Genomic DNA, 26117 nt, shown 5'->3' with positions numbered 1-26117 from the left:
GCTGGTGGTCTGCCTGGGTTCTTCACCGAGCCCGTTGCGCCGGGTTTCGTCCGTGGGCCGACGGTCGTTGTCGGGGCCGCGAGACTCTACGCCGAACGGGTGACGGTCAGCGCGGGAGGACGCTGACCATCTGCACGGTCGTCGCCTGACTGTCGGGGGTCGGCACCCCGCCCAGCCATTGCGGGTACCAGACGTTGAGGTACAGGTTCATCGGAGTCGTGGGGACACCGGCCGACCAGGCCTGGAGGAGCACGTCGTCGGCGTAGAACTCGACCCCGGCGTCGGTGAGTGCGATCGCGTAGTCGTGGTAGCCGGCCGTCGGGTCGAAACCCAGGGTCAGCTCCCGGGTGGCCGTCATCTTCCCGGCGTCGTAGGTCGTCAGGCGCACCGTGCCGTCAGCACGGTTGTAGAGCTCGATGTCGACCTCTTGCGCCAGGTCCGGCGGCGAATAGAGGAAGAAGCCCGTCACGGAGTCGGGGGCCTTGGCGGCCATCAGGCGCGTCCGGTAGACGGCCCGGGGAACGACTCCCTGCGTCTTCAGTTCCGCTCCGTCCAGCGCCCCGGCCGACAGACCCAGCCTCAGGATGCCGGGCTCCACCTCGACGTTGGCCGGGTCGATCCGGCTGCGACCCAGTTGGTGGGGCACCCCTGTCGTCCACCGGACCTCGTCCAGCCGGTCGAAGGTGTCGACGAAGAAGGGTGTCTGCGAGGTGGTTGCCGCGGCCGGTGCGGGTTCGTCGGCGTTGCCCGAACAACCTGTCGACAGAGTCACGACAACCAGGACGCATCCGAGGAGCAGCAACCTCTGCATATTCCTGTCCCGCCCACCTTCGCTATGCCGGGACCTGGGTTCTCACGACGGCGGCAGCGGGTCCCATGCAGGGAGCGGCAGGGTCGGTCGTCGTACCGGCTGCTGCGGGATGCGCTGGGCCGCGACGCTCAGGGCGCGCGCGTCGAGGACGACCGTGTCGGGCTCGTCGTCGGGGCGACCGTGGCGGGAACGCGGCCGCGGGGTGGCGTCGAGCGTGATGTGACGGGTCATCCGACGAGGGCCTCTCCGGCGCGGTGGGTGTGGAGGTGATCATTGACGTCGAGGGCGGCGAGCCTGCCCCGCAGGACCTGGGCGACGGCGAGGGCGGTGTCGAACTCCTGCTGCCAGCGCAGCGCGGCGATCGCAGCGGTCTCGACGGCGACTCCGGCGGCCTCCCGTCGGCGGGCACCGTCCTCGCGTACCTGCTGGCGGCGCCCGGGCAGTGCTGATATCTCCGATCCGATCCACAGGCCCGCGCCCACCGTGCAGAGCAGCATGAAGATGCCGAAGCCGACGGCGCCATTGGTCAGAGTGGCGATCGCGAGGATGCCGGCCAGCCCGCCGAGCGCTCCGGCAGCCCAGGCCCCGTTGCTCACTCGCACGCCACCGACGGCGGTCTCGATGAGTCGGTTGTGGTGCTCGGCGACCCGGGCGCGGAGGGAGCTGGGCGTCGTCGCCTGGTCGACCACGCCCTGCCAGTCGCCGTGTCGCAGCGTGATGCTGCGCGGTCGTTCGCGGCGGAGTCCGGCCTCGACGCGGTCGACCGCGCTGGTCGCCCACGGCGCCGAGAGGGCGACGGCCAGACGCTGGGTGGCGAGCGGGGCCTCGATGTCGTTGCCGGTGATCGCGGCGTCGGCGACGAGGGTGAGGAAGTCGGTGCGGGCATCGGTGGTGGCCGTGGTGCCGGCCCGGGACCGGCGCGCCGCCTCCTCGTCGCCGTCGTGCTCGACGATGGCCTCGAGGTCGGCACTGCGCCGACGGAGCGGGGCCTCCTCGTGGTCGAAGTCGTTGGTGAGGCGGTCCAGGACGGCGTCGATGCGAGTCCTCAGGTCGTGTCCTGGCTCGAGTGGGCCGGCCGTGATGGCGTCCAGGATCCGCAACGCCTGGCCGAAGGCGCCGACCCGGGCCGCGAGCTCCTGGAGTCGTGTCCAGTCGGGTGCGAGCTCCCGCAGTGCGGGGACGTCGGCGACGGGTGCGCGTAGACCACCGACCATGGCGACCCACCGGTCGACCTGCTTCGCCGCGAGGGCCTTGTCTGCACCGAGGTCCCGGGTCCAGGTGCGCACGGTAGCGGCGACCAACGACGCGGCAGCGCTGCCGAACAGGCCGGTCGTGGTCGCGTCGAGGACCACCCGGAACTCGGGGGCGAGAGCCCTCGGGTCCTGTCGGGCGACGTAGTGCTGGACCCACTGGGCGACGGCCCTCTCCCGCTGCTGTCGCTGCAGGACGAGGACGAAGAAGAGCGTGGTCTTGTCCGGGTCCCGACGATGGGCCTCCGCGACCGCGCGCACGCCGAGGGCCTGCTCGTCGCGCAACCAGGCACCGAGCCCGACCAGCGCCGGGGCCAGCCAGTAGCGCGGCGTCGTGATCATGAGTTCCTCGGAGAGCTCCCGGACGGCACTCGGGCTCACGGTCCCCGTGTCCATCGCCTGCAGCGTCCCGACCGCGCTGCGACGGACCGTGGCGTAGTGGCCGTACTCGGTCTCAAGGGTCTGGCGGACCTCGATCAACTCGGTCTGGGCCAGCTGCTTGCGCTGGGCGAGGTCGTTGCGGCGCAGGAAGGCACCGAACTCCGCGCGCAGGGCCGCGACGTCGTCGCGGGTGGCCTGCTGCCCCTCGTCGAGGACCTGCATGGCCGAGTGGAGCCCCGTGATGGCGGCGTCCACGTCGTCGACCTTGCGGCCGACCGTTGCGACCTTGTGCTCGAGCCTGCTCAGATCGATCTCGCCCATGTGCCCCGCACCTCTCCCGGCCCGGCGGGGCCCCCGACGGAAGGGTCGTCCGGGCACTGGTGGCCGTTTCATTTCCGCAGGGATGTACTGCGGATGGCCTAGTGCCGGGTGTCCCGCGTCCCCGGATGCGTGCTCCACCGACGTGCCGGCCGCGTCCCGACCGCAAAGCAGTACCAAGCAGAGAACTGGACGGATTGTCCTGAGGGGCTGCGACCGCGCGCGCCTCTAGGGTGTGGCCATGCCCGACGAGCAGCGCGCCGCCGCCGCGGTCGCGCTCCGTGCGGCCGGTGCCCGGTTCGCGTTCGTCCACGGGAGCAGGGCGGGCGGGCGACCTCGCCCCGATTCCGACCTGGACGTGGCGGCGTGGTGGGGAGAGTCGGCGCCACCGGCGTTCGAGGTCGATGTACCCGTCGGTGTCGATCTGCTGGTGCTCGACGGCGCGCCCCTCGAACTCGCCGGGCGGATCGCGGTGAAGGGTGAACTCCTCTTCGAGGACGACGCGGCTGCTCGGGTCCGGTGGGTCGCTACCACTCGGAAGATCTATTTCGACGAGTTGCCGCGGATCGAGCGCGCCCGGCAGGAGTTCCTGGAGGCCGCGAGCCGTGGTCGATGAGGTCCGGGTCGAACGGCTCCTGCGGTCCCTGTCGAGCGACCTGGCCTACCTTCGTGCGGAGGCGATCGCCGGGCCGGAACGCCGCGCCGATCCTGCGTGGCTGCGCGCGGTGAAGTACACGTTCGTCACCGGGATCGAGGCGGCCGTCGACGTCGCCCAGCACTTCTGTGCCGCCGAGGGGTGGGGGCCACTCTCGAACAACGGCGATGCGCTGCGGGTCCTGGGACGTCATGGTGTGCTGGAGCCCGACCTCGCTGCGCGGCTCGCCGCCGCAGTCGGCTTCCGCAACGTCCTGGTCCATGAGTACGTGGACGTCGACGACGGGATCGTGGTCGACCGCCTCGCCGACCTCTCCGACCTCGATGACTTCGTCAGCGCGATCGCGTCCTGGCTCCGCCAGCTCTGAGGAGGCGGTGGGTGTGGGGTGCACGGTGGATCACCAGCTCCACGGGTCGCGCTGCGCGTCGAGGACCAGCTGCGGGACCTCCCCCCAGGTGTCGACCAACGCCTCGGTCCGCTCGTGCGGTCCCGGCAGCAGCGTGCCCACCACCTCGCCGCTCGTCGTGAGAACCAGCGCCGCGTCGGGCACGGCTCGGGTGAAGCTCGCCCGGGCCACCGTCCGTCCGTTCCGCTGGTCCAGCCCCTGCACGACCGCCCCGACGGTCGGCGAGCCGGGGACGGGCACGACGACGAGGCGATCACCTACCTGGAGCAGGGACGGATAACCGACGCGGACGGGCCGCACGGAGGCCGCGGCGTTCAGCGGCAGTGCCGCGAGCCCCGCGCGGGAGCGGGCGACCCGCTCCACCGGGAACCGGCGCTCCGCGAGGCGGACCGCCGAACCCGTCCCGGGGTCTCCGCCGACGACGAGCAGCCCCGGCGTCACCGGGACCCCGAGGGCGACCACGTCCCCGTCGTGGTCGACGAGCACCGCGATGGCGTCGCGTACGGCGTCGGGGTCGCCGCCCCCCAGGCTTTCGAGCGCCGCGTCGTAGCCGTCCCGATCGCCGACGGCGGCCAGGCAGTCCAGGTGCCGGCGTCGCAGGGCGACCGAGCGGGAGGTCGCGTCGATTCGGTCCCACGCGGTGAGGGCGCGGTGCGGCGCGTCGGCGTCGTGGTGACGGACGAAGGCGGCGACCGGGTCGTCGTCCGGGATACGCGCGGCGATCAGGGCCGAGTTCCACGCGGCGACCGTGTCCTGCAGCGCCCGGTGTCGTTCGGCGCCGACCCGGAGGTCGGCGGCGACGGCCGCTTCGTCGTCCTCCGCGGTCTCGTCGATCGCCGTCCCGACGATGCCGCTCGCGCGGTCGGTGAGCGCCCGCAGACGGAGGTCGAGCGTAGAGAGTTCGTCGTCGACCTCCCGCCCCGAGCGGAACATGTCGACCAGCAACGCGGCCGTCTCCGGGTTCGTGGGTGCCGAGTTCGAGCGGTGGGCGTCGCGCCGGAGCCGCCACTCCCGGAGCAGGGCCTCGGTGTCGCCGAGGGCCGCCTCGACCCGGGCGAGGACTTCCCGCATCACGGAGCGCCGCCCCTCCCGGGCCCGCCGTTCGACGAACGCCTCCTGCATTCGCCGGCGCTCCTGCGGGGCCAGCAGGGTGGTGTCCCGGGCCGACACCGACCGGGACTGCCCGGTCTCCAGGTCCTCGGCGGTGACGGTCAGGATGCAGTTGGCGTCGATCTTGAACGTCACCTTGATCTGCGGGACACCTTGCGGAGCGGGGCGGATGCCGTCGAGCCCGAAGTCGGCGACCTTCGCCCCCGCGGTGAGGCTGCCGCCCTGGAACACCTCGATACCGACCGAATCCTGGTCGTCCACCGCCGTCGTGAAGGTCTCCGACTGCTCCGTCGGGATCCTGGCGCCGGCCTCGATGAGGGGCTTGAACTCGCCGTCCTGCTCCTCGCCCTTGACCCGGAGCCCCAGGGCGAGTGGCACGACGTCCTGGAGAACTATCCCCGTGAGGTCACGCGCCCGGACCGCGCCGTAGAGGGCTGCTCCTCGGGCGACCGCCAGGGTCGGGTCGCCCACACGCACGGTTCGCATCCCGAGCGCCTGCTCCGCCACCGCCCGGGACGCCGGCGCGAGGAAGGGCCCACCCACGAGCACGGCCGTCGTGTTCGCCGGCCAACCCCGTCGGTCGATCTCGGCGCGGAAGCGGCGGCAGGTCTTCGCAAGGCGTTCCAGGGGCCCGGCGAGGACGTCGTCGAGCTCGGCGCGGGTGAGGGCGAGCGTGACGTCCCGCCCCTCGGAGAACGCCGTCAGGACCTCGGTCACCTCCGACTCGGACGAGAGCCGGACCTTCATGCGTTCCGCGGCGACCTCCAGTCGCCGCCGGCCGGAAGCTGCGATCGTCACGCCCTGCCTGTCCAGCTGGGCGACGAGGGTCTCGACGACGGCCGCGTCGAGGTCCGCTCCGCCGAACGACGTGTCCCCGTCGACCAGGCCGACCTCGTAGAGCCCGTCGCCGATCTCCAGCGCGCTGAGGTCGAGCGTGCCGGCGCCGAGATCCACGACGACGACGCGCTCGCCCAGGTCCCGGTGCCCCTGGGTCACGGCGAGACATGCGGCCGTCGGTTCGTGGATCAGGCGCACGACCTCGACCCCGCCGATCGATCCGGCGTCGCGGGTGGCGTTCTTCTGGTTGTTGTGGAAGAACGCCGGCACCGTGATCACGACCTTCGTGCGGTCGACGCGGAACGGGTGCTCCTCGGCGAGGTCGTCGAGCCACCCCTCGGGCACCTCGATCCCGAGTTCCGCCCGGGCCAGCGCAGTGACGCGCTCGCGGACCTGGTCCGCCAGATGACCTTCGACGATCCTCCGGGCGTGATGGACGAAGCGGGCGGTGATGTCCTCGGGAGCGAGGTGGCGGGAGCGGACCCGCCACCTCCGGCGCGTCCCGATCGAACGCTTCGCCCCGCGGATCACGGCGATCACCCGGTCGGCGAGCTCCTCCTCGCGGTCCAGGCCGATCAGCTCCTCGCCCCTGCGGTCCACGGCGAACGACGACGGGAAGCGGTCCCGACCCCGGTGCCGGCAGGGGACGGCCTCTCCCGTCTCGCGGTCGTAGACGGCCACGACGCTGGTGGACGTCCCGAGGTCGAGGGCCCAGATGTCGGAGAACCGCCGGTCGACCTCGCGCCGTGCCCGCCCGAGCAGCCCGGGAAGGGCGGCGGTGAACCGGGAGCGGTCGACCTCGTCGGCCTCCCCGAGCCGCTCCCGCGCACGGGCCGCCGTGTCGGGGTCGAGGATCCGTCCGCGCGTGCGCACCAGGATGCGGAGGTGCCCCAGCGCCGGGCTCGTCGGTCCCTGGTGGTCGATGGCCGTCAGGCAGGCCTCGGCCAGCTCGGCGAACCGTCCCGCCGCGACGGCGCACCGGGCGTAGGCGGCGGATCCGCCCACCTCCGGGCCCAACCTGTCCTCCCAGCACCGCATCGCCGCTGCCGGGTCGCCCGCGCGCTCGTAGCGTTCTGCGGCGCCCTCGAGGTCCCCGGCCCGACGCAGCTCGGCGGCCGCGCCCCGCAGATCGCCGCCCGCCTCGCTCGCGCGAGCACGTGCCGCAGCCGCCTCGGGGGACCGGTCGTCGTCGAACACGCCGCGCGCGTCACCGTGCCGCCCGGCGTCGGCGAAGAGGCGTGCGGCCCGGTAGCGATCGCCGCCGTCCGCCGCGAGCCGGGCGGCCTCCGCGAGGTCGCCGGCCCGTTCCTCGACCGCGCTGTACTCGAGGAGGAGGGCCGGCCGGTCCCGGGGCTCGCACTCTCGGAGGAGCGCCTGCCAGTGCCGGCGGGACTCGCCGCGAACGGCGGCAAGTGCGGATCTGGCACGCGCGTGCACCGGACTCTCCGTCGGCGCGGCCGCGACGAAGGCGGCGGTGAGCCCGGCCGCCTCACCGAAACGGGAGGAGGCCACCAAGGTGTCGACGTGATCGAGCACCGGGTCGGCGAGCCGCTCGACCTGCGCGACGGACTCCGCCTCGTGGAGGTGCGGACACGCCCGCAGGGCCTCCTCCCAGCGTCCTGCTCGCTCGTGGATCCGGACGATGCCGTCCCAGCGACCCAGGGCCTCGAAGTGGGCAATCGCCTCGTCCGCGCGGTCCTCGGCGACGAGTGCGTCCGTCAGCCGGGCACGGGTCCTGAGGCCGACCTCGTCGTCCTCCAGCGCTTGCGCCAGGTCGAGGGCGATGGCGAGCTCGTCGGCCCGGTTCGACGTCATGCACATCCGGAGGGCGCTCCGGCGTTGCGCGGGGGTGCGGGCGAGTTCGGCGGCCCACCGACCGCGGTCCAGGAACTCCGCGACCTCGAAGGACGACGGCAGCGCCGAGGACGGGACCCCGGTGAACACGGCGTGCCAACCGTCGGGGGCATCGGTGAGGCCGTGGTGGCGCAGGTGGAGTCCGACGGCGACCCCGAGACGGTCGCGGGTGAGCAGACCTCTTCGGCCCAGCTCCCGGAGGAACCCGGTGAGCCGGTAGGGGTCTCCGACGGCGAGCCGGGGCAGGAGGTTCGTGATCGACTCATCGCGGAGCCACGCGAGACGACCGTCGTCGGCGAGATCGATGACGACCGTGAGCGCATCGACGTCGTGGTCCTCGACTGCCGAGCGCAACGACACCTCCTGCTCGCGGCCGAAGGCGAGCCCACGCTCCTCTGCGGCGAGCCGAGGACCGACCCCACGGTGGAGGCGTGCCGCCTCGGAAGGATCGTGTCGCAGCGCATCCAGCATCACGTCCCGGTAGCAGTCGGCCACCTCGCGACCGTCTCGCTCCTCCGGTCCCCGCTCGAGGAGGGTGTCCAGTCGCTTGCGGCTGCGTGCGGCTGCCTTCCGGTCCCGCCGGCGTCCGAGCTCCTGCCACCATGCCATCGGCGCTCCTTCCCCCGGCACAAGCCAACCCCGAACCCGCCGTGACGGGAAGCCCCGAGGTCGACGGCCGGAGCGGATCGTCGTGCGTCAGGGCGTCAGGGCCGGCAACGCGCTGCGCCGATCGGAGCTTGAGGGCGAGACTCCTGGTTACAGATGCCGACCGGAAGTCGGCGTTCGGGTGGCAAAGTGCGCTGCGACTAGGCGACGTACGCGCCGGCCGTGACACTGCGTCAATTGCCTGGGGGAGTTCGGAGCGGAGTCGCGCACGGATGAGTCGCATGGGGCGCCGTCCGCGGACGGTGGCAGAGACGTCGCCCGCGCAGTTCGGGGTACCGGCCGGGTGGTCGGCGGCGCCGACCGAGGCCCTGGAGCATGCGCTGAGTCCGGACGAAGGACCGGTGCTGGCCGTGGGCTCCTCGCCGGGCACCGTGGCCGCCACGTTGCATCGCGCGATGCGGCTGATGCTCGGGGACGTCCCGCTACGACGCGTCCCCGATCCGCACACCGTCGACCTCCCTGCCGTGCTGGCCCGCGCGCGGCGGGAGGCCCCCGTCGTCGTCCTCGTCCTCGACGCGCCACCGTCCTTGCTCGAGCAGCTCGACGCCGCGGTTCGAGCCCTCGTCGGCGACGGCGTGCGGCTCGTTCTCGGCACCCGCCCCGCGTTCCTCGACGCCGTGCTCCCGCGGGCGGTCCGCGAGGACCTCGCTGCCCGCGCGATCCGGCTTCCCGACGACGTCGGAGGTCCCCGGACGACCGAACCTCCGACTCTGGGGGCGCGGACGACTGCCCTCGTTGCCGCGGTCGCGATTGGTGACCGGCTCGGGATCGATCCGCCCCTCGGCTACGGCCCGCTGTCGGCGGCGCCCGGCCTCCGGCTTCCCAGGAACACCGACAGCATGCCGGGACCGCTCTTGGAGCTGGTTGGAGTCGACGCTCCGGACCGGGCGCTGCGTCGCGCCGAACGCGAGGCCGAGCGCGCGGGGCTCGTGCGCCGAGAGCGCCGTCGGGGCCGGGCCCACCTCGTGGCAACTGCCGCGCTCGCCGACGCCGACGTGGCGACATCGGAGAAGACCGCGAAGTGGTTGTCGAAGGAGCTGGACGACCGGGAACGGGGTCGGGCCGGACGGGTCGCGTTCGCACACGGCGAGATCGACCTCGCCGGCGGTCTGTTGCAGGGTCTCGAGCCCGACCTGATCGGCCCGGAGGTCGCGGAGCGGCTGGGCCGCGCGGCCGAGGAACGCGCAGCGCAGCAGTCCTCGCGTGATCACGGCCCGACGGTTCATCGCGTCCTGCTCGGGACCGCACTGCCCTGGTACCGGGCGGGGATCGCCGGTGACGACCCGTCGGTGGCCCGGCGCTGTCGGCGCGCGGCCGGACTGATCGAGTTCCGCGTCGAGCAGTGGGAAGCGGTCGCAGCAGACCTCGGGGAGGTCGACGACGAGGTGGACCTGGAGGTCCAGGACGCGCTCGGGCGGGCGCTGCTCGCGCTCGGCCGGCGTCCCGAGGCCCGTCGTCGGCTCGCCCTCGTGGCGACCGGCGACGACGACCTCGCGCAGCGGGCCCTCGAGACGCTCGCGGTGGACACGAGCGACGGCGACGACGAGGAGTGGATCGTGCGCGCCGCCCACCAGGCAACGCGCAAGAAGGCGTTCCAATGGTGGCTGGTCCTGGTGTCGCGACGAGCCCGGGCCGGACAGTTCGAGGCAGCACTCGCCGCAGCGGACGAGGCGGCGACGAAACTGCGCGCCAAGGACTCGCCGGAGCGGCGCGAGGCACTCGCTCTGGCTCGGGCCGAGGTGCTCCGCGGGCGGGGTGACGACGACGAGGCCGTGCGGGTGCTGCGCGAGGTCCTCGACGGCGGCCGCGCCGCCATCCTCGTCGTCGTGACCCTGCTGGAGCTGTACGCAGCGCGCGGGGACCGAGGAGCGGTCCTGCGGGTCGACCCGACCCGATGGGCGCGGCGTGGCGCCGGTTCCCGCGGCGACGAGCTGCGGGGGTTGCTCGAGCGGCTGTGGTCCACGCGCGCCGAGGCGGCCGCGAAGGAAGGGCTTCGCGGGATCGCGGAGCGCTGCCGACTCGCCGCGGAAGCCGCGGCACCCCGACGGAGCTTTCGCACTCAGGTGCTGCACACGGCCGAGAGTGACCGGTTGCTGCGGGCCCGGGTGGAGGAGGCGGCGCGGAAGGCATCCGAGCGCGCAGCGGTCACGGTGGCCGCTCGCCAGCACGCGGTGCACGTGGCTCGGGCCATCGCACTGGGTTGAGTTCCCGCTCCAGGCAGACGCAGATTGCGGGTCGGATGATGCACCCCGATCTCCACCGCGCGAGCGGTAGCACATGTGCGACTTTGAAGTCGTGGAGTCTGTCGGCCTGCGTGAGCTGCGTCAGAACGCTTCGGAGCTGGTGCGACGGGTGGAGAACGGTGAGCACATCGAGATCACGGTCGCCGGGCGGCCAGGCGCAGTCCTGGTCCCCGCCGAGTCCCGCCGGTGGCGTTCGTGGGCGGACGTAGCCGAGGTGTTCCAGGGCCCGGCAGACCCCGACTGGGAGACCGATCGCGATCAGGTCGACCAGGAGCTGCGTGACCCCTGGGCGGACCGTTGAGAGCGGTACTCGACACCAGCGTGCTGATCGGGACGGAGCTCGCTGAACTCGAGGGCAAGCTCGCGATCAGTGTCGTCTCCCTCGCCGAGCTCCACTACGGCGTGCTCGTGGGTCGCGATCGGGCGGTCCGGGGTGAGCGGCTCCGCCGGCTGACGGCGTTGCGGACCCGCTTCGATCCGATCCCGGTCGACGACGCAGTGGCCACCAGCTACGGCCTCCTCGCCTCCGCCGTGGCGGGGGTCGGTCAGAGCCCGAGGCCCCGGAGCCTCGACCTGCTCATCGCGGCGACGGCACATGCTCACGCTGCGCGGCTCTACACCCGCAACGCCGCGGACCTCGTCGGGCTGGAGGACGAGCTCGAGATCGTCTCCTGCTGATCGGGAACCGGGTCCTGCGGACCCGGTTCCCGACCCGTCGTCGCTCGTCCGTGACGACGGGTCGGGGTGACCTACCGCCGGCGGCTGCCGCCGGGAGTCAGGCCTCCTCGCGGTGCTGCCGGGCGAGCTGACGACCCTGCGGCGTGATGGCGGTGGGGACCGGGAAGCGGTCGATCTGGGTCGTCTCCACGTAGCCGGCGTCGGCGGCCTCCTGGACCACGCGCGCACGCTGCTCGGGGTCGATCTCCACGCCGCGGACGGTCCAGCCCGGGGGCGGGACGTCGGCGCCGCTCTCGACCTTCCGGTCGCCGAGTCGCTCGTCGAGCAGACGCAGCAGGCTGGTCATCACATCGGCGTCGTGGGCCGCGGTCATCTATACCTCCGGGTGTCGGTGGGGTGGGACGTCGTCGGGGGTGGGCGAGCAGGGGTGTCGACAAACCCGATCACCGGGCGGGGTCACCTCGTCGTCGGGAGCGGGCCGAGGCCCGGGTCCAGGCGCTTGGCCAGGAAGTACTTGGAGTGCTCGTCGGGGTAGTGGTCGAGCTCGCCGAAGAGGACGTAGCCCTGGGCCTCGTAGAAGGGCCGGGCCTGGAAGCTGTAGGTGTCGAGCCGAACCGAGTGACACCCGCGGCGCCGGGCCTCGGCCTCCGCGGCAGCCAGCAGTCGGGTGCCGAGGCCGGTGCCCCGCCGGTCGTCGGCGACCCAGAGATCGTCGACGGACAACCAGCCGTACTGCGTGTAGCCGGCGACGCCGCCGACGAGCGTGTCCCCGTCCCTGACGAACGCCGCGAGCGGTCGCCGTTCCGTGGGGAGATGGGCCGGGCGGCTCGCGTCGAGGTGGTTCGCGAGGTCCCGGAGGTCGCCCGGGTCGGGAGTCTCCGTGGTGGTCACGTCCGGCGCCGGCTCGTCGTCGGGAAGCACCCGGCCAGTGTGAACGCGACACGCGGTGGTCGAGGGAGGCCGGTCCAGCTCCCCGTGGACCCGGTTCCGCGGACCTGGTTATCGTGGCCCTGCTGCGGGTCCTGGGCGTGGAACTGCCTCCCGACCGCGACGGGCCCGTGCGCTGCGGCGCACGAGACCGATCGGCAGTCCCGGCTCCGACGCAGGGCGGAGAGTCCGACACATGGAGACGGTTGCGCCGAGGGTCAGCCGAGCTCAGGACGACCGGCACGGCTGGTCGAGGCACTGCGGGCCGCCGCACGGGCCGAGAGCCGCTCGGTGAGGTCGGCGATCCGGCGCACGAGGCGCTCCTGCCGACGGAGGTGGGGCAGGACGACCCGGGCGAGTCGATCGAGTTCCCGGGTCTCGAGGCTGCCGTCGGCGAAGGCCAGGTAGAGCACGTAGACGTTGAGCACCACGATCGCCGCGGTCATCACCAGGGCGATCACCGTCCCCGCCGCGTCGGAGGCGCCGGTGGCCTGGAAGACCTCGTCGTGCACCCGCACGAACATCATCGCTCCGACCAACGCCCACACGGTCATCGTGACGACGAGCATGGCGCGAGCCACCACGTCCAGCGCTCCGAGCGACAGCTCACCGCGTCCGTCCGCGTAGCGCTGCAGGTGCTCGCCGACGACGTGGGCCCATGCCGCAAGCGCGATGCTGCCCAGCACCGCCAGCGCCACCGCCACGCCGAGGACCGGGTCGACGACCTCCAGGTCCACGTTCAGCACGCCGACGAGGAACCAGAACAGCACCACGAGGTCGAGCGGTGGCAGCAGACGCATCAGGACCCGGTGCAGTCGCGACACGCGCCGGTGACGGCCCTCGTCACGCCGGGCCTCCAGTTCCTCGCGGCGGTTCGCGAGGCGACGGCCGAGCTGAGCGACGGTGCTGATGCCGCCACGCGGGTCCTTGACCGCGGTGTCGGGTAGCAGGGCGAGGTCGGTCTCAGCGGCGGCGCGCCTCCGCTGCAGCCGTGCGAGGGCGGGGTCGGGGACGCGCGAGTTGTCGTCCGGGGCGGAGGTCATGTCGGCTCCTTGGGGGTCAGCGTGAGGACCACCCGGCGCAGCGCCGGGAAACGGGCAGGATCGAGCACCCCGTCGGGAGTTCGGGACGCGGCAGGCGGGTCGGCGCGGGTGCCGTCGCCTCGGACGGCGGTGATCGCCGTGTCCGGCACGCCCGAGGAGCGCAGGAGACCGGCGACGGCGGCAGCACGGCACGTCGCCAGCTCGACGCCGTCACCAGGCCCTGCCGGGGCGGTCCGGCCGGAGATCGTGGCGGTGTCGGCCGCCGACCGGAGGCGCCCCGCGGCGCCGCGCAGCAGCACCGTCGCACCGGCCGGATCGAGCAGCGTGCACGAGTCGGGCGCGAACAGCAGGTTGCTCGGGAGGGAAATCTCGGTGGAGGACGGGCCGGCCACCGAGGTCACCTGGGGGACGGCCACCACCGGACCCGGACGCTTCGCCAGAGGTGGCCGGGTGGGTCGCACGCCGTCGTCGACAGCGCAACGGGCACCGGTGGCCGCACACACGGCCAGCCAGTCGGCCCGCAACGCCGTCTGTTCCCGTACGCCCAGGTCGGGCTGCAGACCCGTGGTCCGACCCAGACCGCTGAGGACGACGTCGCGTCCGCGGAGATCGGGGAGGAGGCCTCGGACGGCCAGGTCGGCCGCGATGGTCGTCGGCGGAACGTCCCACCCGGCGACACGCATATCCCACCCGTCACCAGGAGCGAGCCCGGCAGAGAGTACGACGACGGTCGCCGCGTCGGTGCGCGATGCGTCTCCCAGAGCGGACAGCAGCGAGGGCTCGCCACCCGTGACGGCCGCGTGGTCCACGGCGTCCTGGACCGCGGCAATGCGCTCCGCTGTCAGCGCGTCGCGCCTCGGACCGTGCTCGACATCGCCGTTCGGGCGTCGCGGGGCGAGGTCCACCTGGACCGCCGGCCCTCCCGCCGTCACGACGTAGGCGCGAGCGGTAGCGCTGGTTCCCGCGGCCACCGCGGCCAGCTGACGGGCGTCGTCGGGCGACAGCGTCGGGGCGAGTTCCTCAGCGTGCGGAGCGATCACGACAGCGACCGGCCCCGGCGCGGGCGTCGACGCGGCGACGTTCCCGCAGGCACCCGTCGCAACCAGGGCGAGTGCCGCAGCGCATCGCACACAGGCGCGCGCCTGCCGGACTATCGGGGAACGGGCGGTCGTCCTCATTATGGACTCCGGTGTCGCGGACCTCGGGTCGGTCCGGTTCACCAGGTCGTAGGGCGGCGTCCCGGTGGGAACCCCCGGTTCCGATTGCTGACTGTGAGCTGCGTCACTTGTCGCGAAGCGACGGGGGGGGACCCCTCAACTTCGGCCCTAGGACCTGGTGAGCGCACGGGGGCGCGCTCCCCGACCGGGAGGGCGCGGGATGGCAGCACCGAGGGGGGAGCGGGATGGGTGTTCCCGTCACCAGGGGTGGACGGACGCGGAGTTGGTGGCCCGCCTGGCGAAGTCCCCTACTTCCGACCCGGTGTGGCACGTCTTCCACAACCGATGTGTGCCTCAGATGGTCGACGTGCTCCACCGGTTGGTGCTGGGGAACGACGTCGGCGAGGCTGCCGGCAAGCTCGGTCGACCCGTCCGGCTCACGCCGGCCGAGCACGCCCGCCTGCAGGAGGACGGGCACCTCCGCGAATCGCTCGTGGACGACGCCGTCATCGCCTGCCTCGAGCTCTTCGAGGTTCGGCTACGGAAGGGCGTGGCCTGGCGCGAGGACGGCGGCGCCGGATTGACCACCTACCTCGTCAACGGCAGCGTGCTCGCATTCGTCGACCGTCTACGGATCTGGAGGCGGACCCGTGCCGAGGAACTGCTCTGTTCGCCGGTCGACCCGGCCCGGATCGCCGCCGGGCTCGCCGACCCAGACGACGTCACGGACTATCCCGATCGTCTCGACGACGTGGCCGACGCGATCGCTCTCCTCCATGAGAAGGACCCCCTCGTGGTCACGGCGATGACCTGGCGGGTCGACACCGACGAGAGCTGGCAGGTCATCGCCGGCCGGCTCGGCGTCACACCGAAGGCGCTCGAGCGTCGCCTGGCGAGAGCTCGGGCCTACCTGCGACGACAACGTGAGCGAAGGGACGGCCGTGCCTAGCCCAGAGCGGGACACTAGCGCCTCGTCGAACTCGCAGCACGCCGACGCGAAAGGGGTCGCAGAGATGGTCCGGCGCCGTCGCACCACGTCCGACGCCGACGACCGCACCCACCTCGCGTCCGCACTCGACCGGATCGCCGCGGGGCGGAGCCGGGAGGAGGATGCCGCCGTCCGGGAGGCCCTCGACCTGGTCGCTCACTCCTCACTGGGGGAACCGACCTGGAGCACGCTGGGGAAGGCCGTCGAACCCTCGCGCGTCGCTCACCTCCTCGACCGGCTGGACGTTCGTCGCGTGCATCGCCAGCAGCGCGCGGACGCAGATCGGGTCGGCCCCCCGCACTCCGGTAGCCCCTGCGACGCACCCGACGCCACGCTGGACTGGGGTCGGGAGATCGCGCGGCTGCAGCACGGCCGGTGGACTCCGGACGAGATCGTCGCCCGGCTGCGCGCCCGAGGGCAGACACCGGTCGAGGACGATCTGGCCCGCTGGGCGCTCGACGCGGGCGAGCATGCGGCTGCGGCCCTCGTGGAGGCCCTCGGGGGGAGCTGGAACTCGGGCCACTACCGACGGTTGTACCGCTCGGCCCGGCTCGGCGCGGGGCAAGTGGAGGACACCGTGACAGCGCCAGCGCGTGCGACGGGACTGACCGGCGGGATGGCGCTCGATCCCCTCTCGCTCGCGACCGCGGTCGACCCGCCGACGGGCGCCGTCCCGTGGATGCTCGGGCGACGACGCCTCGTCGCGCCCCTGGCCCGGACGGTGACCGGGCAGGCCTCGTCGTGCACGGTGCTGCTCGGGCCCCCGGGGTTCGGCAAGAGGTCGGCCGCACGCGTCCTCTGTGATCACGCCCGACGCGCCCGCATGCCTGCGTTCTGGTTGTCCGCCACCCACCTGGGCGCCCTCATCGTCGGTCTGGAGCGGATCGCCGTCCGCCTCGACCTGCCGCTGCGAGCCGTGCAGGCCGCCCGGGACGGGGACGCCTCCACCCACGCGGAGCGCCTGTGGACGCTCCTCGAGTCCGCCACTCCGAGCTGGCTGGTGGTTCTCGACGACGTGACGGAGCAGGGCGTCGGCCATCCGGCCTGGCGGCGGCGCCCGCGCCGAGGGCATGTCCTGGTCATCTCCCGTCACGGGGAGCCGGAGGACTGGGACCCGGCGGACGTGGTCGAGATGGGCCCCCTCGGGCCGGACGAGGGGGGACGGTTGCTCCGCGACCGGCTCCAGGGGGTCGCTCGTACCTCGATCACCTCGCTGGAGACGGCGACGCGGAAGATCTCTTCCTTGCTCGCCGGGATGCCGGTGGCCCTGTTCCAGGTGGGGGAGCTCGTGGCGCGTTCCGACGCTGACGACCTGGACGGGTGGCTCCACCGCCTCGAGGAATCGGTGGGACGCGACCGCGGGGTGTACGACGCCTTCTACCAGCTCGGCCTGGAGGCGCTGGGGGAGGACCGGATGCGCGGCCTCCGGCTGTTGCGGCTGCTGGCCTGCTTCGCGCCCGACGAGCCCCTGCCGCCCCGGCTCCTCGACGGGCTCGACGAGCGGATCTGGACCAGCCCGGACGGACCGGCCCGGGACGGCTTCGCCGAGCTGTTGCGTACCGGACTCATCCACACCCACCGTTTCGCCGACGGCTCCATCTGCCCGGTCCTGCACGTGACCACCGCCGAACGTGTGCGCCGCGACGCCGACCTCGACGTCGGCACCACCCTCGCGATGGACCGCCTCGCCGTGGAGCTCCTCACCGCGGAGCGGCGAGGTCTGCACGAGGGACGTCCGCAGCACTGGCCGGCGATCCACCGGTTGGAGCCGCATGTGAGCGAGCTGGTGGACAGCCCGGCACTGGCCGACCCGCACGCCCCGCCCGACGTCGCGGTCGAGGTCCTGACCCTGGTCGACCTGGTGGCGCGCGGCCTCATGCGGTCCGGGGATCACGACAACGCGACGCACCTGCTCGACCGCGCACTGGCGCGGTTCGGCGTGCTCGCCGGGGATCATCCCACAGTGCTGGCCGCACACCTCACTCGTTCCTGGATGACGGCACTCGCGCGCGGTGGAGACCTCCCGACCGCGGAGCGGAACCTGGCCGAGCTCGTCGCCGTGCTCCCCGACCGCTGCGGTCCGACCGACCAGGTCACCCTCGCGGCGAGGGACACTCTCGCCTGGGTGCTGGCCGAGCAGGGCGACCTGCGGTCTGCCCTGGAGCGCTTCTCGACCGTCCTCGCGACGCGGCGGGAGGTCCTGCCGCCGGACCACCTCGACACCCTGGCCACGCGCAACCGCATGGCGTGGGTCACTGCGAGCCTGGGGAAGGAGTCCGCCGCGGTCGAGGAGTTCGAGTACGTGCTCCGGCGACGGACCGAGGTCCTCGGCGCCGATCACCTCGACGTGATCGGCACGACCTACCGGCTCTACTGGTGCCTGAGCCGGCTCGGACGCCACGTCGAGGCGGTGCGGGGGTTCGACGACCTCCTCGAGACGGTGGAGGAGCTCCTGGGCGACTGGCATCCCCTGGCCCTCATGGTGCGGAGCCGCTGCGCGTGGGCGCGGATGTGGGCCGGGGAGGTCGACGACGCGGCGCACCTGTACGAGGTCCTGCTCCCCGAGCAGGAGAAGGTGCTGGGTGCGACGCACCCCAGGCGCCTGACCAACGCGCACAACCTCGCGGCGCTCCGCCTCGAGCAGGGCCGCGTCGCCGAGGCGGAGGAGGAGCTCCGCCCGGTGGTCGAGGCGCGCTCGGAGGTGCTCGGCCCCGACCACCCGAACACTCTCGACAGCCGCGAGCTCTACGCCTGGGCCCTGTTCCGGTGCGGGCGCGTCCGCAACGCGGACCGGGAGCTGCTGGCGGTGCTCGCCGACCGGTGGCGCACGCAGGGACCCCGTCACGAGTCGGTGCTCGCCACCCGCTTCCGGGTGCTGCGTGTCGTGCTGCACCGCGGACGGGCCGCCGACGCCGAGCAGCGGGCCCGGGCGCTGCTGTCGGTCCTCGACGACGACCGGGACCGCGTCGATCTGGCGGATCCCGGCGTGCCGGAGACGCTCACGCCCGGTCGCCGCGACCCCGAGGCGCGCCTGCGCGCGATGGCACACGCGGTGACGCAGGCACTCGCTCTCGCCTGTGCGGTGCAGGGGCGCTACGACGAGGCGGAGGGTCTGCTCCGATCGGTCGTGGCCCGACGCCGGATCGAGCTCGGTCCCGACCATCCCCACACCCTCACCAGCCGCGAGCTCCTGGCATGGGCGGTCACCTGCGGTGACCGCGTCGACCTGGGACTCGTAAGCACGGCTCGGGTCCTCGAAGCGCGAACCCGTGTGCTGGGCCCCAGACACCCGCAGACGCTCACCAGTCGCTACCGCTGGGCTTCGGGGCTCGTCCGCGCCGGCCGTCACCAGGAGGCCATCGCCGCCTTCGAGGCCCTGTGGCCCGAGGTCGGAGCCGTCCTCGGAAGCCTGCACCGGCACACGCTCCGGGTCCGACTGGCACGGGTCCAGGCGTTACGCCTCGCCGGCCGTATCGAGGAGGCGTATCGCGACGCACAGGACCTCGTGGCTCTCGAGGTCCAGGCGCAGGGTCAAGACGCCGTGGACACGCTGCGCACACAGGAAGAGCTGGGCCAGGCTGCAGCGGCACTGGGCCGCTCTGAGGAGGCCGTCGAACTGTTCACCGCCGTCCGGGATCGGAGGCGGGTCCTGTTCGGTGACACGCACCTGGACACGAAGCGGATCGTGCGACTGCTGATCGGGCTGGGTGCTCGAGGGGTGTGACAGCAGCAGACCGCCCGCCGAGTGGCTGCGGTCGGGCTCACCATGCGGGAGCCGCGGGGAAGCATGGCTGCCTGAGAAATTTCCCGAAGAAGTGTGATCGGGAGCGGGGACGGTGCCCTACCTCTTGTCACCGCCGTTCCCTCGGGGGAGCGGCGGGCACGTTCCTGGGCGCAGCCGCAGGGGCGGCCTCGGGGGGAGGCCCGCCTCGCCTGTCCCGGGCACCGGTCCCGTCCTCGTCGTCGTACGGGGACGGGACCGGTCGCGTGGCGAAACAGTGATCGACTCGTGATCGATGGGAGGTGCAGCCGCTGCTGACCGCAGCCTCGGAGCCGGGGGTTCCGCCGAGATCGTCGACGGAGGGTTCGTGACCGCAGCCGACACCGGGCCCCAGCCGTACCCATCGCTCGAGGAGTGGGCGCCGTCCCGGACGGACGAGCACCGCAGCGACGACGAGCTCGTCGCGAACGCCCTGTCGGACCGGGGCGCGCTGGCCGACATCTACGACCGGTACGGCGAGCGCCTCTTCGAGTTCTGCGCCGGCCTGCTCCACGACCGCGATGCCGCGGCCGACTGCGTGCAGGACGTGTTCGTCACGGCCGCCACCGAGCTGGGGCGGCTCCGCGATCCGGCCAAGCTGCGCGCCTGGCTCTACGCCATCGCCCGGCACCGGGCACTGCGGGACGCGCGGCATCGTCGTCGGGAAGTGGCCGTCGACGAGATCCCCGAGCAGCGCAGCCGGGCCGCCGGTCCCGACGAGGCCGCCTCCCGGACCGAGCTGCACGGCCTCGTCGTCGAGGTCTCGCGCGGTCTACCCGACCGCGACCGAGCAATATTGGAGATGTACTACCGCCACGACCTGGACCACGCGGAGATCGCCGAGGCCCTGGGGCTCTCCGCGACGAACACGGCGACGTTGCTCGGACGGGCGCGGGCCACGTTCCAGCGCAGTCTCGGCGCCACGCTCGTGGGGCGGCGCGCCCGCGCGGGGCGGTCGGAGTGCGCGGAGCTCGCGCAGGTCATCGCGTCGTGGGACGGGACGCTGAGCGTCCTGTGGCGCAAGCGCATCGCCCGCCACATCGAGGGGTGCGCCGTCTGCTCGCGGGACGAGTCCGAGTTCGTCAATCCGCGGACGTTCCTCGGTGCGGTGCCCCTCGTCGTGCCGGCTCCCGCCTGGTTGCGTCCCGAGGTTCTCGAGCGCACGGCGGCGTCCTCGCCGCGGACGGGCGGGTCGTGGTGGCCGCCGGCGGTGCGGGTCGGGCTCGGTGCACCCCTGGTGGTGAGCCTCGCGGCGCCGTTGATCGCGGTCCCCACGGCGACGATGCTGCTGCTCGCGTCGCCGGGCGCCGCTCCGCACGGCGGGTCGAGCGCCCCGAGCCCGACGTCCGTCGCCGCGCCCACCGCGACCTCCCGCCCGCGGGCCCGCTTCGGCGTGGACATGCCGACCACCGTGCTGCCACCGGCCGGAGCGGTCCCGCTCGCGCCGGGAGCGGCGCCGGGAGCCGTCCCGACGAGTGCCGAGCTCCCGCTGGTGCCGCGGGGTCCGGCGGCGTCCTCGCCGGACGAGGTCCCGGTCGTGCCGCCGTCCGGGGGCAGGCGGGCGCCCTCGCCGGAAGCGCCTGTCGACCCGGAGACCGAACGCGACGCTCCACCGCTCCAGACGATTGCGCCCCCGACCACCGCACCGGGCAACTGAGCCGGGCTCAGGCCTTCGTCAGGACCTCGAGGACGTGCCCGTCGGGGCTGTCCCAGTAGAACCCGCGGCCGCCGTTCATGTGGTTGAGCTGCTGGGCCCGGATGTGGAACGGGTCGGCCCAGTAGGGGAGGTCGCGCTCCCGGACGCGAGCGAAGGCCTCGTCGAACGTGTCCTCGGGGACCAGGAACGCGAGGTGCATCGGTTGGGCGGGGAGATCGTCGACGTCCATGAAGTCGAGGCTCACCCCGTTGTTCAGCTGTACGACGTCGAAGTGGCCGAGGCTCGACGCCTCGAGCCCGAGGAGCTCGGCGAGGTCCCGGGCGGCGGCGCGCTGGTCGCGGCTCACGACGATGGTGTGGTTCAGCTCGACGGTCATGGTTCGTCCTCCCGCGTGTGGCTGGGGACGACGCTAGGAACTCGACCTCGGTTGAGGTCAAGTCATGGCTCGACGTTCAGAAGGTGGCGATCGGGTTGACCGGGCTCCCGGACGTCCCGGCGAGACGGACCGGGGCCACCGCGAGCTGGAAGTCCCATTGGCCGAGCGAGGCCGCGGTCGTCGCGGCCGCCTCGAGGTCGCAGTTGTCGAGCAGCCACAGACCCATCGCCACGAGACCCACGGCGTGCACCGGCATCAGGACGTCGTCGTACCCCGAGGGCTGGACGTCCTGCGGGGTGTCGGCGCCGATCAGCGCGACCCCCCGCTCGTGCAGCCACGGCAGGCAGGAGGCGTGCCAGCCGGCCTGCGTGAAGCCGATCGTCTCGCCGGTCTCGCGGCGGGCGCGGCCGAACCCGGTCCGCAGGAGGACCGCGTCGCCGGGGCCCACCCGGACCCCCTGACGACGCTCGGCCTCCTCGAGGTCCTCGGGGAAGACGCCCTGGCCCGGCTCCAGCCACGGCACGTCGCGGACGCGCGCGACGTCGAGCAGGACGCCCCGCGTGACGATGCCGTCCGCGGCGGCGGTGACGGCGGCCCACGACGATCCCGTCCCGGGGTCGACCGCGGTGTGCGGCCGGCCGTTGTACATCGCGCCGTCCCAGAAGAGGTGGCACGGCGCGTCTAGGTGGGTGACGGTGTTGCCGTGGAAGGAGAGGCCGATCCGCTCCGAGGAGAAGCCCCACCGACGGTCGCGGTGGAAGGCGGCCGGCATGTTCTCCGCCCCCGGCATGTCGGCGGTGCACGGGCACGACGTGGTCGACCGCTCCATGTCGTCGGGGGCGGTGACCTCCCACGGGCACGACACGCTCCGGCCGTGGCGGACGGCCCGCGCGGCCGCGAGCCGGACGTCGTCGGAGACGAGGTTCAGGGTCCCGCGCTCGTCGTCGGCGCCCCAGCGTCCCCAGTTCGACAGAGTGCTGAAGTAGTCGAGCACGTCGTCCCGGTGCGCCGTCACCGCCGCATGAGACCAGACGGTTGCGGTCAGAGCCGCACGCGGTGGCGGTTCGGCACGGACGGCTCGTGCCACACTCATCGTCGTGATCGACGACGTGCCCGACGACCTGCGGGAGCAGATCGTCGTCGCGCTCCGGGAGGCGGGCGCACGCTTCGCGTTGCTCCATGGCAGCCGGGCCGCGGGAACACATCGACCCGATTCGGACGTCGACGTCGCGGCCTGGTGGGGGACGTCGGCACCGGCATCGTTCGAGGTGGGTCTGCCGGCGGGAGTGGACCTCGTCGTGCTCGACACCGCGCCCCTGGAACTACGCGGCCGGATCGCGCAGCACGGGCTGGTGCTCTTCGACGACGACGCACCGGCTCGAGTGCGCTGGACGGCGACCACTAGGAAGATCTACGCCGACGAACGGCCCCGGCTGGATCGCGCGCACCGCGAGTTCCTCGAGGGACTGCGCCGTGGTCGATGAGCTCCGGGTACGACGACTGCTGAGATCGGTGTCCGACGCTCTGCGGCGCCTGGAGGTCGAGGGAACAGCCCACGAAGAGCGCCGTCGCGACCCGATGTGGCTCCCGGGCGTCAAGTACACGCTGATCACCGCTGTCGAGGGCTGCGTCGACGTGGCGCAGCACCTCTGCTCGTCGGAGGGGTGGGGACCCCCGGCCGACAACGGTGACGCCATGCGGGTCCTCGCCGCTCACGGTGTCGTTCCGCGGGAGCACGCCGAGCGCCTCGCGCGGGCGGTCGGTTTCCGCAACGTCCTCGTGCACGAGTACGTCGACGTGGACGACTCGATCGTGCTCGCCCGGCTCGGCGACCTCTCCGACCTCGACGACTTCCTTCGCCGCGTCGCGGAGTGGCTTCCCGACGTCGATCGATGAGGCACTGGGGTCACGTTCGAGGACCGCGGGTCCTCTCGATTCTGTCGATCGCGGCGAGGAGTCGGCGGGCGTTCTGCGGACTGCGCAGCATGGAGGCGGACTCCTAGAGCGACTCGTACTCGTCCAGGGCGACCATGACCGCCGGCTCGTGACAGGCGGCTCGGGTGATCGTGGCTCGGTTGCGGAGGAGTCACCCCGGCGACGACCGTGTCCAGCGGACACGGTTGCGGTGGGATCGGTCAATTCGCCGGGGAAAGAGGTGCGGCGGAACCGAGTCACGACGACTCGGTTGCATTGCCACCATGTGCGCTCTACCGGGAGCGGCGACCGATCAGGTGCAGCACGACGACCACCGCGAGCGAGACCGCGACGACCACGCCGGCGAGGACCGGGTGCATGTCCTTCGACAGGCTCGGCGCGCGGTCGGGCCCGACGATCCACAGGACGAGCGGGGTGGCGTAAGCCGCAGTGAGCGCGACGGCCCACGGGCGCAGCGCCTGCAAACGGCTGTCGCGCAGGCTGCCGACGAGCACGAGCACGACCGGGAGCACGGCGACCATCGCGAACTGGCCGACCACGAGGAACGGCACGGTCCATGCGGAGACGACGACCCAGCGCGGGGTGGCCCGGACGGGACGGGCGGTCGGGGCTGCGGTGATGGTCATGGTGATCTCCTCCGAGAACTGTTTGCTCTCGACGAGAGCAGTGCTCTCTCAGCGTTGCACGCGCTCTCGACAGAAGCAAGAGCACTGCTCTCGCCAAGATGCACCACTCGAGCCGCCCGCAGACCTAGCGGTCCCGCCGACGACCGCACTGGCGGCATCGTCGGGAAGGATCGGTCCAGGCGGTGGTCGTCGAGCCCGGCGGCCTCGGGGCGCACATCAAGGTCGCCGACGTGGGCGTCGAACTCCTCGAGCCGGTTGCCGTGGCGGCGCTGGGTGCCGGGACGGCGCCTACCCTGCGTCCGTGGCGACGGTTCTGCTGATCTCGGGGAGCACGCGGGCCGGGTCGACGAACACCGCGGTGATCCGCACGGCGGCGGCGCTCGAGCCGGAGCGGACCCGGGTCTACACCGGGCTGGCCGCTCTCCCGGCCTTCAACCCCGACGACGACGCCGACCCGCTCCCGCCCGTGGTGGCCGAGCTGCGCGAGGCGCTGGCCGCGGCCGACGCGCTGCTGGTGTGCACCCCGGAGTACGCGGGCGCGCTGCCGGGGGCGTTCAAGAACCTGCTCGACTGGACGGTCGGGGGCGCCGAGATGCCCGGGCTGCCGGTGGGGTGGGTCAACACGGCGGGCGTGGCGGCGCCGACCGGGGGCCGCGGGGCCCACACCGAGCTCTCGACGGTGCTCGGCTACGTCGGGGCGCGCGTGGTCGAGCAGGGGTGCCGTAGGGTGCCGCTGGCGCGGGCGCAGGTGGGGGACGACGGGCTGATCGCCGACCCGGACGTCCGAGCGGAGATCACCGCGGCGCTCGACGCGCTGGTCCGGACGAGCGCCGAGGGCTAACACCGTCACCCGTTCGAGCGATGCGCCTCCCGTGGAGCGGATCGTCCGCACGCGAGGGACAGAGGTGCGGATGACTGAGCCGACGGTCGTGCTCTACGAGCTCAACGAGGTGCCCTGGCGCCTCGTCGACGCCTACGTGGCCGACCACCCGCGCTCCACGCTCGCGGGCCTCCTGCGCTCGGGCACCACGTGGACCACGGTCAACGACGACGCCGCGCACCTGAGCCCGTGGCGCACCTGGCCGACGCTGCACCGCTCGATGTACGCGGCCGACCACAACAGCTTCGAGCTGGGGCAGGACCCGCAGACCTTCCGCGGCACCGACCTGTGGGAGCCCCTCGACGAGGCGGGCGTGCGGGTGGGGACGTTCGGGGTGCTCCAGAGCTGGCCGCCCCGGCGGCACGCGAGCGGCGGGTTCTCGGTGCCCGACACCTTCGCGGGCGACGCCGCGACCGAGCCGCCGGAGCTGTCGACCTTCCAGCGGTTCAACCTGAGGATGACCTCGGAGAACGCCTACTCCTCCGACGCGCCGCTCTCGGCGGCCGACCTCGTGCGCACCGGGCTCGACCTGGTCCGCCGCGGCCTCACCCCGGCGTCCGCCGCGAGACTGGCCGCCCACCTCGTCCGGGAACGCCGCGACCGCCGATTCCAGGCGGCGCGCCCGATGATGCAGGTGCTGCCCTCGTTCGACCTCTACTGGCGCCTGCGCCGCCGGACGAGGCCGCGGTTCAGCGCGTTCTTCACCAACCACGTCGCGGCGATGATGCACCGCTACTGGGGCGACGCCATGCCCGAGTACGCGACGGGCTTCGACTACGAGCCCGACCCGGTGTTCGCGACCTTCCTCGACGCCGCGATGACGCTGGCCGACCGGCAGCTCGCGACGATCGTGAAGGCCCTGCGCCCGGGCGACCGGCTCGTCGTCGCCGCGAGCATGGGGCAGGGCCCGATCGACCACCGCGTCGACGTCTCCGGGCTGATGGTGCTCGACGACGGCCCCGCCCTCGCGCGCTTCCTCGGCGCGGGGCCGGCCGAGCAGGAGCTCGCGATGCACCCGATGTGCTCGCTGGCCTTCGGCTCCGCCGACGCCGCCGCCCGCGCCGCGGGCACCCTCGCCCGCGTGGTCGACCATCGCGAGGAGCCGCTGTTCGAGACGATCGAGCAGCAGGGCGCCACGGTCACCTTCCGCACCCGCTACACCCCGGTGCCCGACGACGATCCCCGTGTCGCCCACCTGCTCGACGCCCCGGAGCACGCGGGCACCTACGGCGAGCTCGGCCTCGCCGTCCGCGATCGCATGGGCGGCAGCAACACCGCCTACCACATCCCCGAGGGCATCCTCGTCGACGTCGAGGTGGGCGCCGTCGGGGCCGGCGACGTGCGTCGGGAGATCAACGTGCTCGACGTGGCCCCGTCGCTGCTCGCCACCGTCTACGGCGTGGAACCGCCCGCGTCCATGAAGGGCGCCGTCGACGACTCGCTCTTCCGCTGACGGGTGAACCGACCGGTAACACCGATGGAGTGACGCTCGTCCGGAGCATGCGTTTGCGCCCAGTGAGCAAACCGAACGCCTACACCCACATCGCGTGGACCTGTAA

The 26117-nt window shown here is 72.9% G+C and carries 23 protein-coding genes; 12 read left to right on the top strand and 11 right to left on the bottom strand.

Translation table 11 applies throughout. The features are described 5' to 3' along the window. Positions 1-106: 106 nt before the first annotated feature. Genes ACFPBZ_RS05005 through ACFPBZ_RS04995 form a run of 3 tightly spaced genes read right to left on the bottom strand, consistent with a single transcriptional unit; the run spans position 107 to position 2763 of the window. Positions 107-811, bottom strand: a complete 705-nt coding sequence (locus ACFPBZ_RS05005; protein ID WP_378034909.1) for a glycoside hydrolase family 16 protein — start codon at positions 809-811, stop codon at positions 107-109. A 42-nt stretch (positions 812-853) separates the two neighbouring features. Then, a complete protein-coding gene (locus ACFPBZ_RS05000; RefSeq protein ID WP_378034908.1) occupies positions 854-1042 on the bottom strand; it encodes a hypothetical protein in 189 nt (62 codons plus the stop codon). Continuing rightward, entirely contained in the window at positions 1039-2763 is a 1725-nt protein-coding gene (locus ACFPBZ_RS04995) for a hypothetical protein (protein ID WP_378034907.1), read from the bottom strand. The genes ACFPBZ_RS05000 and ACFPBZ_RS04995 overlap by 4 nt, the downstream gene beginning before the upstream one ends. Before the next feature lie 238 nt (positions 2764-3001). On the opposite strand from ACFPBZ_RS04995, the gene ACFPBZ_RS04990 reads away from it, so the two are divergent. Beyond that, the gene (locus tag ACFPBZ_RS04990; protein ID WP_378034906.1) at positions 3002-3376 is read left to right on the top strand and encodes a nucleotidyltransferase domain-containing protein; all 375 of its coding nucleotides are present in this window, start codon (positions 3002-3004) and stop codon (positions 3374-3376) included. Continuing rightward, entirely contained in the window at positions 3366-3782 is a 417-nt protein-coding gene (hepT, locus tag ACFPBZ_RS04985) for a type VII toxin-antitoxin system HepT family RNase toxin (RefSeq protein WP_378034905.1), read from the top strand. The genes ACFPBZ_RS04990 and hepT (ACFPBZ_RS04985) overlap by 11 nt, the downstream gene beginning before the upstream one ends. 30 nt (positions 3783-3812) lie before the next feature. On the opposite strand, the gene ACFPBZ_RS04980 is transcribed toward hepT (ACFPBZ_RS04985), so the two are convergent. Continuing rightward, positions 3813-7976 (bottom strand): Hsp70 family protein, encoded by a 4164-nt coding sequence (locus ACFPBZ_RS04980; protein ID WP_378034904.1) that lies wholly within the window; start codon positions 7974-7976, stop codon positions 3813-3815. Positions 7977-8179: 203 nt separating this feature from the next. Between ACFPBZ_RS04980 and ACFPBZ_RS04975 the strand changes: the two genes are divergently transcribed. The 3 genes from ACFPBZ_RS04975 (at position 8180) to ACFPBZ_RS04965 (ending at position 11209) form a co-directional block, all read left to right on the top strand. Beyond that, positions 8180-10492, top strand: a complete 2313-nt coding sequence (locus tag ACFPBZ_RS04975; RefSeq protein ID WP_378034903.1) for a hypothetical protein — start codon at positions 8180-8182, stop codon at positions 10490-10492. A 91-nt stretch (positions 10493-10583) separates the two neighbouring features. Further along, entirely contained in the window at positions 10584-10832 is a 249-nt protein-coding gene (locus tag ACFPBZ_RS04970) for a type II toxin-antitoxin system Phd/YefM family antitoxin (protein ID WP_378034902.1), read from the top strand. Then, entirely contained in the window at positions 10829-11209 is a 381-nt protein-coding gene (locus ACFPBZ_RS04965) for a PIN domain-containing protein (protein WP_378034901.1), read from the top strand. Before ACFPBZ_RS04970 ends, ACFPBZ_RS04965 begins: the two co-directional genes overlap by 4 nt. Before the next feature lie 97 nt (positions 11210-11306). On the opposite strand, the gene ACFPBZ_RS04960 is transcribed toward ACFPBZ_RS04965, so the two are convergent. The 4 genes from ACFPBZ_RS04960 to ACFPBZ_RS04945 form a co-directional block, all read right to left on the bottom strand. Next, the gene (locus ACFPBZ_RS04960) at positions 11307-11582 is read right to left on the bottom strand and encodes a hypothetical protein (protein ID WP_378034900.1); all 276 of its coding nucleotides are present in this window, start codon (positions 11580-11582) and stop codon (positions 11307-11309) included. 83 nt (positions 11583-11665) lie between these two features. Continuing rightward, a complete protein-coding gene (locus ACFPBZ_RS04955; RefSeq protein WP_378034899.1) occupies positions 11666-12130 on the bottom strand; it encodes a GNAT family N-acetyltransferase in 465 nt (154 codons plus the stop codon). Positions 12131-12354: 224 nt separating this feature from the next. Then, complete coding sequence (locus tag ACFPBZ_RS04950; RefSeq protein WP_378034898.1) at positions 12355-13179, bottom strand: hypothetical protein; 825 nt, start codon at positions 13177-13179, stop codon at positions 12355-12357. Beyond that, positions 13176-14219 (bottom strand): OmpA family protein, encoded by a 1044-nt coding sequence (locus ACFPBZ_RS04945; RefSeq protein ID WP_378034897.1) that lies wholly within the window; start codon positions 14217-14219, stop codon positions 13176-13178. Before ACFPBZ_RS04945 ends, ACFPBZ_RS04950 begins: the two co-directional genes overlap by 4 nt. A 475-nt stretch (positions 14220-14694) precedes the next feature. Here ACFPBZ_RS04945 and ACFPBZ_RS04940 point away from each other — a divergent pair, with 475 nt between their 5' ends. From ACFPBZ_RS04940 to ACFPBZ_RS04930, 3 genes are all read left to right on the top strand, one after another. Beyond that, positions 14695-15285, top strand: coding sequence for an RNA polymerase sigma factor (locus ACFPBZ_RS04940; protein ID WP_378034896.1), 591 nt, complete (start codon positions 14695-14697; stop codon positions 15283-15285). Between the two features lie 655 nt (positions 15286-15940). Beyond that, entirely contained in the window at positions 15941-19048 is a 3108-nt protein-coding gene (locus tag ACFPBZ_RS04935) for a tetratricopeptide repeat protein (protein ID WP_378034895.1), read from the top strand. Between the two features lie 364 nt (positions 19049-19412). Then, positions 19413-20741 carry a sigma-70 family RNA polymerase sigma factor gene (locus tag ACFPBZ_RS04930; protein WP_378034894.1) on the top strand — a complete coding sequence of 443 codons (1329 nt, stop codon included), beginning with the start codon at positions 19413-19415 and terminating at the stop codon, positions 20739-20741. A gap of 7 nt (positions 20742-20748) precedes the next feature. On the opposite strand, the gene ACFPBZ_RS04925 is transcribed toward ACFPBZ_RS04930, so the two are convergent. Further along, positions 20749-21117, bottom strand: a complete 369-nt coding sequence (locus tag ACFPBZ_RS04925; protein WP_378034893.1) for a VOC family protein — start codon at positions 21115-21117, stop codon at positions 20749-20751. 76 nt (positions 21118-21193) lie between these two features. After that, positions 21194-22132, bottom strand: coding sequence for a cyclase family protein (locus ACFPBZ_RS04920; RefSeq protein WP_378034892.1), 939 nt, complete (start codon positions 22130-22132; stop codon positions 21194-21196). Between the two features lie 82 nt (positions 22133-22214). Here ACFPBZ_RS04920 and ACFPBZ_RS04915 point away from each other — a divergent pair, with 82 nt between their 5' ends. Then, positions 22215-22601, top strand: a complete 387-nt coding sequence (locus ACFPBZ_RS04915; protein WP_378034891.1) for a nucleotidyltransferase domain-containing protein — start codon at positions 22215-22217, stop codon at positions 22599-22601. Positions 22602-22629: 28 nt separating this feature from the next. Beyond that, positions 22630-23013 (top strand): type VII toxin-antitoxin system HepT family RNase toxin, encoded by a 384-nt coding sequence (gene hepT / locus ACFPBZ_RS04910; protein WP_378034890.1) that lies wholly within the window; start codon positions 22630-22632, stop codon positions 23011-23013. Positions 23014-23324: 311 nt separating this feature from the next. Here hepT (ACFPBZ_RS04910) and ACFPBZ_RS04905 read toward each other — a convergent pair whose 3' ends face one another. Next, a complete protein-coding gene (locus ACFPBZ_RS04905; protein ID WP_378034889.1) occupies positions 23325-23678 on the bottom strand; it encodes a hypothetical protein in 354 nt (117 codons plus the stop codon). Between the two features lie 301 nt (positions 23679-23979). On the opposite strand from ACFPBZ_RS04905, the gene ACFPBZ_RS04900 reads away from it, so the two are divergent. Together ACFPBZ_RS04900 and ACFPBZ_RS04895 are read left to right on the top strand one after the other, a co-directional pair. Further along, positions 23980-24519 (top strand): NADPH-dependent FMN reductase, encoded by a 540-nt coding sequence (locus ACFPBZ_RS04900; protein WP_378034888.1) that lies wholly within the window; start codon positions 23980-23982, stop codon positions 24517-24519. 70 nt (positions 24520-24589) lie between these two features. Next, the gene (locus ACFPBZ_RS04895) at positions 24590-26011 is read left to right on the top strand and encodes a hypothetical protein (protein ID WP_378034887.1); all 1422 of its coding nucleotides are present in this window, start codon (positions 24590-24592) and stop codon (positions 26009-26011) included. The last annotated feature ends 106 nt before the right edge of the window (positions 26012-26117 follow it).

It is taken from the genome of Actinomycetospora atypica, from assembly GCF_042653685.1.
Taxonomy (GTDB): Bacteria; Actinomycetota; Actinomycetes; order Mycobacteriales; family Pseudonocardiaceae; genus Actinomycetospora; species Actinomycetospora atypica.
The sequence above is the reverse complement of the archived record's forward strand: the minus strand, read 5'-3'. Positions and strand labels throughout refer to the sequence as shown.